The sequence below is a fragment of the Paucilactobacillus nenjiangensis genome, from assembly GCF_005405445.1.
Classification (GTDB): Bacteria; Bacillota; Bacilli; order Lactobacillales; family Lactobacillaceae; genus Paucilactobacillus; species Paucilactobacillus nenjiangensis.
The window spans coordinates 1-8,417 of sequence record NZ_BJEB01000076.1; the positions used below are offsets into that span (position 1 = coordinate 1).

Sequence of the window (8,417 nt, forward strand, 5' to 3'; positions counted from 1 at the left end):
TACACCGTTAAACCATAATCCGATTTCTGATAATCATGAAGTAATTTAAGCTTTTCAATAGTTGAATAACTTACAATACAAAACACCCCCTAGGATTCACACTTTTATTATTTAAAGTGTCAACCCTAAGGGGTATTGTACGGGTCTTTTAGGAATACTATTTATTCACCCATTGGTTTCACTTCACCAGTTGCATAAACCATTAACGTTTGGCCATCATTTGAATTAACACTGAAGTAAATTGGTGACGACAATCCAACAGACCCATGTGCTGTTGTCCAACCTTTGTCGCCATAATTTTTGGTTAATAATGCTTCAGCCTGCGCTGCAGACTGAATTGGTTCAAAACTTAATGGCTTATTACCATTGGCAGTTTCTTGTGCAGTAATTGCTTCGCGAGACTGGTCAAGTCCAGATGCAGACGAACTCGATGCAGCCGGTGTCGAACTACTCCTTGATGAAGAATTCTTTTTATTTGAACTAGTTGCTTTTTTATTGGATGATACAGAGCTACTGGATGATTTAGAAGAACTATCCTTTTTGTCAGCGCTACTACGACACGCAGTTAAGCTCAATGATATAACTACAATACTAAAAATTCCCAATATTTTTTTCATAAGTACTCCCCCAAGTATTTCATTCATATTATCTTGCTGATTTCATTATCCCTTAGGTATTTTCTGTAATCAACAAAAACTTCTCGTAATTAATTTCATCACACCACAATTAATGGATTGAAATTATTCCTTTAGCAATATCCCTAACCAAATTAACAACAAGTGCATTTCCCATAGTAAAATAACGCGATGACCTTGGAATTCCTTCAGTCCATCCTTCTGGAAATGTATTCAACTTTTCGGTTTCCTCTGGGCTTAATAATCTAAGTTGTCCAGTGCTTTTATCAGTTACAACATGGCTCATTCTAGACATTGAGTGCTCCGACGTTACCATCGTTCTGGATGGCTTATTTAAGTCATCAGGAAAAGCAATTGCGCCCTCTGCATATCTATATTCTACAAATGGTGGGCGTTTTCTTGTTTTAATTAAATCTTTGGCACCTTTTAAATACTGCATTTTTTCAATCTGATCTTTATTCAAGAACAAATCTTTTTCAACATTTTTTTCAAGCATATCCCCTAGAACATCCCTACGTCCGTCATACACAGAAAGAGTTTTCCCCGTGTATACCTCACCATTTATCATGGTTCCAGTATTTCTAAATCCATTTTTTAAATTAAAAGTGTCTGAAAAGCTTACTAAATCAGGCATCAGGATTGAAAAAGGTTTAACTTTTTCTTCAATGACAGTATCAACAGGCAATTTTACACTAAAAGGATTGAGTGTTTTTAAGCTTTCAAATTTGTCATTAAGTTTATCCAATTTTTGAAAATGTTTTGTACCTTTTCTTACTGCAAAAATAAAAGTTCTGCGACGTCGCTGCGGAAACCCATATTCGGCCGCATTAATCATTCTCCATTGAACTGCATATCCAGCATCATTTAATGTTCGTAAAATCATGGCAAAATCCCGACCAGTATTATCACTCCGAACCCCTGGCGAGGTCAATAATCTATCAACGTTTTCCAGTAAAAGATATTTAGGCTTTTTATCCAAAACAATTCTGTGAATATCCCACCAAAGGACACCTTTTTTCCCTTCAATTCCTTTGGCTCCAGAATGGGCCACAGAGTAATCTTGACATGGAAAGCCTCCAACAATCATATCAAGTTGAGGTATATCTGCTGTATCTATAGTGGATACGTCTTCAGGGCTGTAATTATCGTTATGGCCAAAATGTTTTATATAAACATCATATGCATATTGCGCCTTTCGTTCTGGTTCCCACTGGTCAGCCCAAACTACTTCAAACTGTGGGCTTGCCCTTAAAAGTGCTAAATGGAATCCACCCACTCCGGCAAACATCTCACCAACTTTAATTTTATTCATATCCATTTGTATCTCTCACCCTGTTTTTTGTTATTCGGTTCCTTTCATCATCAATAATCTTAATTGCTTCCTCAATTTCGTCATGGGAATATTGGATTTCAAGATTATCATTGTCAATAGCATCGTGCATAACTTCTTCCTTTTCTTCTAACCTTTCATAAATCAACTGGTCAATATATCCCGGCCTATCACTAGTTGAATCCTCACCTCGTGTTTCCAAATAATAGTACTGTGTGTACTGATTTGGAGACAATCCTAAACGATGTATTCTATCCCTGGATTGAAGCATAAAGGTTAAATTAAAATTGTATTCAAAATAAACCGCATCATGCACATGTTCATGTAATGATATTGACTCTCCCAAAGTTTGAGGATTTGATACCATCACATTTACATGTCCATTTTTAAATTGTTCAATTAATTTTGGCCTTTCACTAACTGCAGTTTCTCCATAGACTAAGTTTGTACTTATGCCAGCATTTTCTAGCGTATCTTTAATTTTTTTCATTGTATCAACAAAAATACCCCAAACAATGACCTTCTTATTTTCAGATACAAGTTTCTCAATCAATTCTATTCCAGCATCAAACTTCGGTGACCGCATTGTCCCAAGATTAAACTCATCATAAGATTTCGCATCTCGAATTATAGACTTTGATGGTTGCTGTATTTTTTCATTGAATTCATCTTCGTTTACATCACCATCATCTGAAAATCCCATCTGAGAATAAGAAATAGTCTTTAATAATAAAGCCGGGTTTGTCGAAGATTGAATTAACCTTACCAATCTAGCTAGACTTGACTTCTCATTATAATATATTGATTCAGCGAGATCCAGTTGATCTTCACTTGGATTTGCTACTTCAAATATATCTTCATTTGCGTCCGGGACACCAAGCTTTTCTTTATTCACGCGCCAAAAAAAAGGTTCAATTTTTTCATTTATTTCATTAATTTGCCTAACATTGGGTTCTTTTAAGTTATCAACATCCCATCCAAAATAGCTACTATATTCATTTCCATATAATATATGCAAAAAATTATATATATCGGTATATGAATTGGGAATTGGCGTTCCTGTCATTACAAATTTAAATCGTGGAATTTTGACTAATTGCAATGCAGCCCCCGCTCGTTGACCATCAGGGTTTTTTATTCTATGAACTTCATCAAAAACTAGCATTGTATTTGAATCAATTAGTCGCTGTAAAGTTGGTAGATACTTTTGTAATGATTCGTAGTTAACCATTACAAGATTTGAAGTTCTCCATTTCAAATTCAAACTAGCATCAAAATCATCACAGCTCTGAGAATCTATGCTGTTTAATATTTTTTTATCCCCGAAAACTTTACCAAACTCAGATCTCCAACTGTCAAACGCATTTATTGGAGACACAACTAATATTTTATCTACAAAATCAGGGATAGCTTCCATACTTTCTCTATTTAAGTATGCAAATACACCCAAAATCATAGCAGTTTTTCCAGCGCCAGGAACAGAAAAGTTTGCGGCCCTTGCCATTCTATACTCATAAAATGCTGCCTTTAAGTGTAGTGGCTTCAGAGGCCTCACAACTTCTGATTGAACAATTTTAGAAAAGGAATTAAATTTCTCACCACTGATTTCGTCAAAATCGGTGGTTTCACTTTTTAATAGCTGACCTAAAATTTTATACTGCTTTATTGAATATTTGTTTCTAGTTAAAAACATTTCTACTTGAGATGAAACTTTAACGTTTTTATTTAAACGTGCTGCTCTTTTCTTGGTTACAGTAATAATTTTTTCAATGTCTTTATAAGTCACTTCAGGTTTGATAATTGAATTATCATCTTCAAAAAAAACTGCTAAATCTGATCTGTCATAACTCAACTTTCTATCAGTATTAGTAATTTTTTCACTTGTATAATCTTCACGAATAACTTGACCTTTATTTAGCATTCTAAAATATATTCCATCAAAATCTTCTAATCGATTGTCTGTTTTTGCAACACTATTTTTTTCGTCTAATTTAATTGCTGAATTATCTTGATACTTAGCAATTTCATCATAAACCAGCTCAGTTGCGTCTTTTACTAATACACCTTTTTCTGTGTTGGCCCACAGCTTTTCAAACCTCTTATCAGCATCTAACATGCGTGATTGCACATATGAGCTTGGATCCCAAGAAACATCAACGGAAATGCTTTCGTAGTTTTTCTGTAATCCAGCCTGGGTTTCATTCACGGACCCTGTAAAATAGACAGTATCTTCATCAGAAGAAATTAATCCAAACTTATCGTGGAAAATACCCATTGTGTCAGGAACAAGTGCAAATTTCACTTCTGCCCTGCCCTGAGCAATCATTACCGCTAAATCACCTAATTCTTTTTTAGATTGTTCGTTAAAAATGCTTGCTTTTATGTCGTCAGGTACGTTAGCGAGGCTTTCTCTCAAAGTATAACCGGTTTGAATTTCGACAAAATCATCCTTTGATATATTCGTAGAAATAATAAATTGGACAAATCCATTATTTTCAAACAATTCCTGTAAGCCTTCCGAGTACAGCTTCAATCCTTCGCTAGAAAAGTACGATGAAACTCTTTTATACATTTTTGCTTCAGACAAAACTGGTTTGTAAAAAACGTCGGCCAACGAATTGCTTTGATAAGTTGAGTCGATTCTATCTTTTAATTTTTCTGAAAAGCTCATTTTTACTCTCCATGTTCTAATTTAAAAATAAAATCTCTTATTTCTTTTAATACACTTTTTACTTCAATAACTTCATCTGGCTTTAATTCTTCGAAATCATCTGAGTTCATCTCACTCAAATTATCCCTTATATCGATTAATTGACTCAGCGAATGTCTTCTTGTAGAGTCGTTCTCGCCTTTTCTAGATAATCGATTTGTTGATTGAACTAATTTATTTGCAGCATCACTAACTTCTGCATTTTGTTCAATTTGATGTTTCAAATCCTGTGACTTTTCAATCGGATTGTCCTCAAAATAATCAATCACTTTATCAACATTCTCATCGGTTGCATCTAAGTAATGTTTTTTTACATCAGGATTTTTTAGAATGTTTGTCTTTATATCTCTAATTTTTCTTGTCGTATCTCCTTTACCATTGCTTGAATTTGCTAATTCAACGGCAAGAGTTGTTAAAACGGCATCCGTGATTTGATTCTTTTCACCATCTTTAAGCTTAGATATTGTCCCTTCTATTTCCTCGATGGGTCCATCCAGCTTTAATTCTCTTGCTAAATAGAATTTTTCATCTGGTTTGCCACCGGGAGAAACAATATCTAAAAATCTGATGATTAAACTTGCCAACCTCAAGTCACGCTTTATTTTTCTCGTGTTTCTTGCTCCACTTGCTTTTCTATATTCTTCTTCATTTAAAAGCTTCTGAACTTCTATAGTATTGTAAACGTCAAAAATTCTGTCAATTGGATCATAGCTCTTTCGTTCTTCTCTCCCCAATTGCAAGTCAAGTTCGAGTTGTTTTATTTTTCTTTCTTCTACCTTGTCGTTAATATTAAACGCAAGTATAGCTGCTTCAAAATATCCGGTATCTCCACTTTGACGTTGGTTTCTTCTAATTGCAGTTAATCGTCTATTCCCATCAATTACTCTTCCATCAGGCAAAACTACTCCAGGTTCTTGCTGTCCATTTGCTTTTATCGAGTCTTGTGTATCTTTCAGTGTTTTGGGATCAGAATCGTATATAAATTTTTCAAACTTACTATTGTACAAAGAGTCCCCCAGTTCAGGAGTTAATCTTTCATTGTTTGCAATGAATTGATAATAAGCCGTATTTATTCTTCCATTTTGGTCATTGTAATACAACATATTTACCGGGATTTTATACACGGGATATATGTCTGATTCACCGTCTATAGTTATGCGCTTTGTTAATGTTAGTTTACCAATGTCACCATTATCAATTGTTTTGAACAGATCTTGTGTAATCAAATTATTTCCTCCAAAGTATTTTTTATAATCTATACGACAATTATATCAATCAGAACCTGCATTACAACAATTCGAGGATGCTTATTCAAAAAAATTAATAAATATTTTTTCAACTATTTTTTAGCTACTTCACTACATTTATCAGAAATTTTTGTTTATTTCACCCAATGACCGGACAAACTATCCGACTTATACTAGTCGTAATCAATCGTCACGTTGTTTCTAAGGAGGTACACATGGATAAGTCATTAAGCAAAAGCATTAGCTATTTTGGGCTAATCGCTTTAGGTGCTGGTGGTGTAATTGGCAGTAGCTGGATTTACACCAATAGTAAATTTTTCGCGATGTATGGCGCTGGCGGTGAAATCTATGGATTGATGGGTGCCGCTGCACTCGCCATCTTGGTTTCGTTATCGTTCGCCGAACTTTCGACCATTTTTACTAAAGCTGGTGGTGAAGTCGTTTATGGTAGTGCTGCCTTTGGTAAAAAAGGTGCACTATTCGCCGGTTGGGCATTGGTGGGGGCTTACATTAGTACCATGGCCTTCTATGTCACCGCTTCAAGTATGTTGATCTCAACTATCTTTCCCCAGATAGCATCCGGCCCTTATTATGAGTTTGCCGGAGTCAAAGTCCACTTTACTGAACTAGCACTTGGCATTGGTATTACGCTATTTGTTTTCATTATAAATTACTTTGGAGCAAAGATTGCTGGTAACATTCAAATTATTTTATTTATTGGTTTGATTGTTTTAGGTGTTGCCTTAATTACCGTTGGTTTCACCCAAGGATCCGTTTCTAACTTCACACCGGCTTTTAGTGAACATATGAATAAATCTTCATCGATTTTTCGTTTCATTTTACCAGGCATGACCTTTCTGACCGGTTGGGAATCCGTCGCCATTATGGCCGAAGAAGCTAATGTACCAGCCCGTAAGATTGGGTTAGTGGTGATTATCTCAATCGTAATCGCCGCGGCCTACTACATCCTAGTCTTAATGTCTTCGGCCTGGGTTTACCCATGGGAGAAAACCGCAACAATGGAAATGGGAACTATCTCCGCATTTAAAGCGGCGGGCTTTCCGATTCTTAGTATTGCGGCGTATACGATTTCTTTTTTAGGGTTAGCAACCAGTTTCTTAACTTTCTTCTCGTCAGCTCCGAGACTGATTTTTTCCTTAGCTCGGCAAAACGTCCTCCCCAGTTATTTCAATCATGTGCATCCCAAATATCACACTCCAACGCGCGCATTATGGGCTACTTTAGTTCTTGTGCTTGGACTGGGCTGGTTAGGTAAAGGAGCGGTCGTTTACTTCCTAGATATGGGTGGTTTCTTAGTCGCGCTCGCGTGGTCATTTAATGCCTTATGTCTTCGTAAGATTCGCAAAGCTCATCCTGAACTAGTCGGCAAGTTTCGCAATAAGCACTTATTCTGGCCAACATTAGGTGGCGCAATTGCATTAATTATTGCGTTAGCGACTGTGATCCCAGGAACCCTCGTGTCGTTAGTCTGGCCCTATGAATATGTCATTTTAGGTGCTTGGATTGTCATTGGGCTGGTGTGCTACTTCATCACTCGAAAAACTGTTGAACCTGTTGAAACTGAGATCGAACAATTAACTCAAAGGACCGATTAATATGGATAATAATTTTAAGAAAACTCCCATCCCCATTCCCAAAGCACCCTGGGATTGGGTGAAATCTCACGAACCCATCATCACCGAAACTCATGAGCCCCTGATTAACGCCGAATTTTTCCCCGAAAAGATTCTCAGTAGTCCCGAATATTATATCCAGCAACTCCCTGGATCCATCCTCCCCATCATGATGCGCAAAAGCGTCTATCTCAAAATTGTTGAAGCCACCAAGCTCTTACCTGACGGTTATAAGTTCGTCTTACTTGATTCTTGGCGCTCCAATGAAACTCAGCTCAGTCTCTTCAATTCCCTCAAAGAACAATTACGTGATGATAACCCTAAATTAAGTGAAGCCGAGCTCCTCACGCGGACTCGCACAACGGTTGCTCCACCTTCATCCGACCCACTGAAACCTTCTCCTCATAACACTGGTGGTTCAGTCGACCTAACCATCGTCAACCAATTCGGCATTCCCCTTGAATTCGGCACGCCATTTGATGATTGCACCAAGAAAGCCCGCGCAACCTATTACGAGGAAAAACTCGAAGCCGATGAAAAATTAACTGATTTAGAAATCTCATATATGGAAAATCGACGGCTGTTATATCACATCATGACTGACTCTGGTTTCACTCACTACTTCGATGAGTGGTGGCACTTTGATTACGGTAATCAAAACTGGGCCTGGGTCAGTGGTCACGATAAAGCAATCTATGGTCCCACTAAACCAGTATTCGTATGGAATGATCCGATTGGATAAAAAATAGTGGCTGGGAAAAAACTAACCAGCTATAGAAAAATAGACCAAGAATTCTATAATTAATAGAATTTTTGGTCGGTTTTTTGTTTTTTTTATATTTGATAATTGTTTATGTGAAA

At 36.6% G+C, this 8,417-nt stretch carries 6 protein-coding genes; 2 read left to right on the forward strand and 4 right to left on the reverse strand.

The genetic code is table 11. The features are described from left to right. Positions 1–161 precede the first annotated feature (161 nt). The 4 genes from FFM59_RS09175 to FFM59_RS09190 all read right to left on the reverse strand — a co-directional run bounded on the left by FFM59_RS09175 (position 162) and on the right by FFM59_RS09190 (position 5,901). Entirely contained in the window at positions 162–617 is a 456-nt protein-coding gene (locus FFM59_RS09175; protein ID WP_137602738.1) for a hypothetical protein, read from the reverse strand. 109 nt (positions 618–726) lie between these two features. Next, positions 727–1,953, reverse strand: coding sequence for a DNA (cytosine-5-)-methyltransferase (gene dcm, locus FFM59_RS09180; protein ID WP_137602739.1), 1,227 nt, complete (start codon positions 1,951–1,953; stop codon positions 727–729). After that, positions 1,940–4,636 carry an SNF2-related protein gene (locus FFM59_RS09185; RefSeq protein ID WP_137602740.1) on the reverse strand — a complete coding sequence of 899 codons (2,697 nt, stop codon included), beginning with the start codon at positions 4,634–4,636 and terminating at the stop codon, positions 1,940–1,942. The genes dcm and FFM59_RS09185 overlap by 14 nt, the downstream gene beginning before the upstream one ends. Positions 4,637–4,638: 2 nt before the next feature. Next, a complete protein-coding gene (locus FFM59_RS09190; RefSeq protein WP_225420340.1) occupies positions 4,639–5,901 on the reverse strand; it encodes a ParB/Srx family N-terminal domain-containing protein in 1,263 nt (420 codons plus the stop codon). A gap of 236 nt (positions 5,902–6,137) precedes the next feature. Between FFM59_RS09190 and FFM59_RS09195 the strand changes: the two genes are divergently transcribed. Together FFM59_RS09195 and FFM59_RS09200 are read left to right on the forward strand one after the other, a co-directional pair. Next, on the forward strand, positions 6,138–7,538 hold the full coding sequence (locus FFM59_RS09195) for an APC family permease (RefSeq protein WP_137602741.1): 1,401 nt from the start codon (positions 6,138–6,140) through the stop codon (positions 7,536–7,538). A gap of 58 nt (positions 7,539–7,596) precedes the next feature. Beyond that, complete coding sequence (locus FFM59_RS09200) at positions 7,597–8,298, forward strand: M15 family metallopeptidase (protein WP_225420341.1); 702 nt, start codon at positions 7,597–7,599, stop codon at positions 8,296–8,298. Positions 8,299–8,417 lie beyond the last annotated feature (119 nt).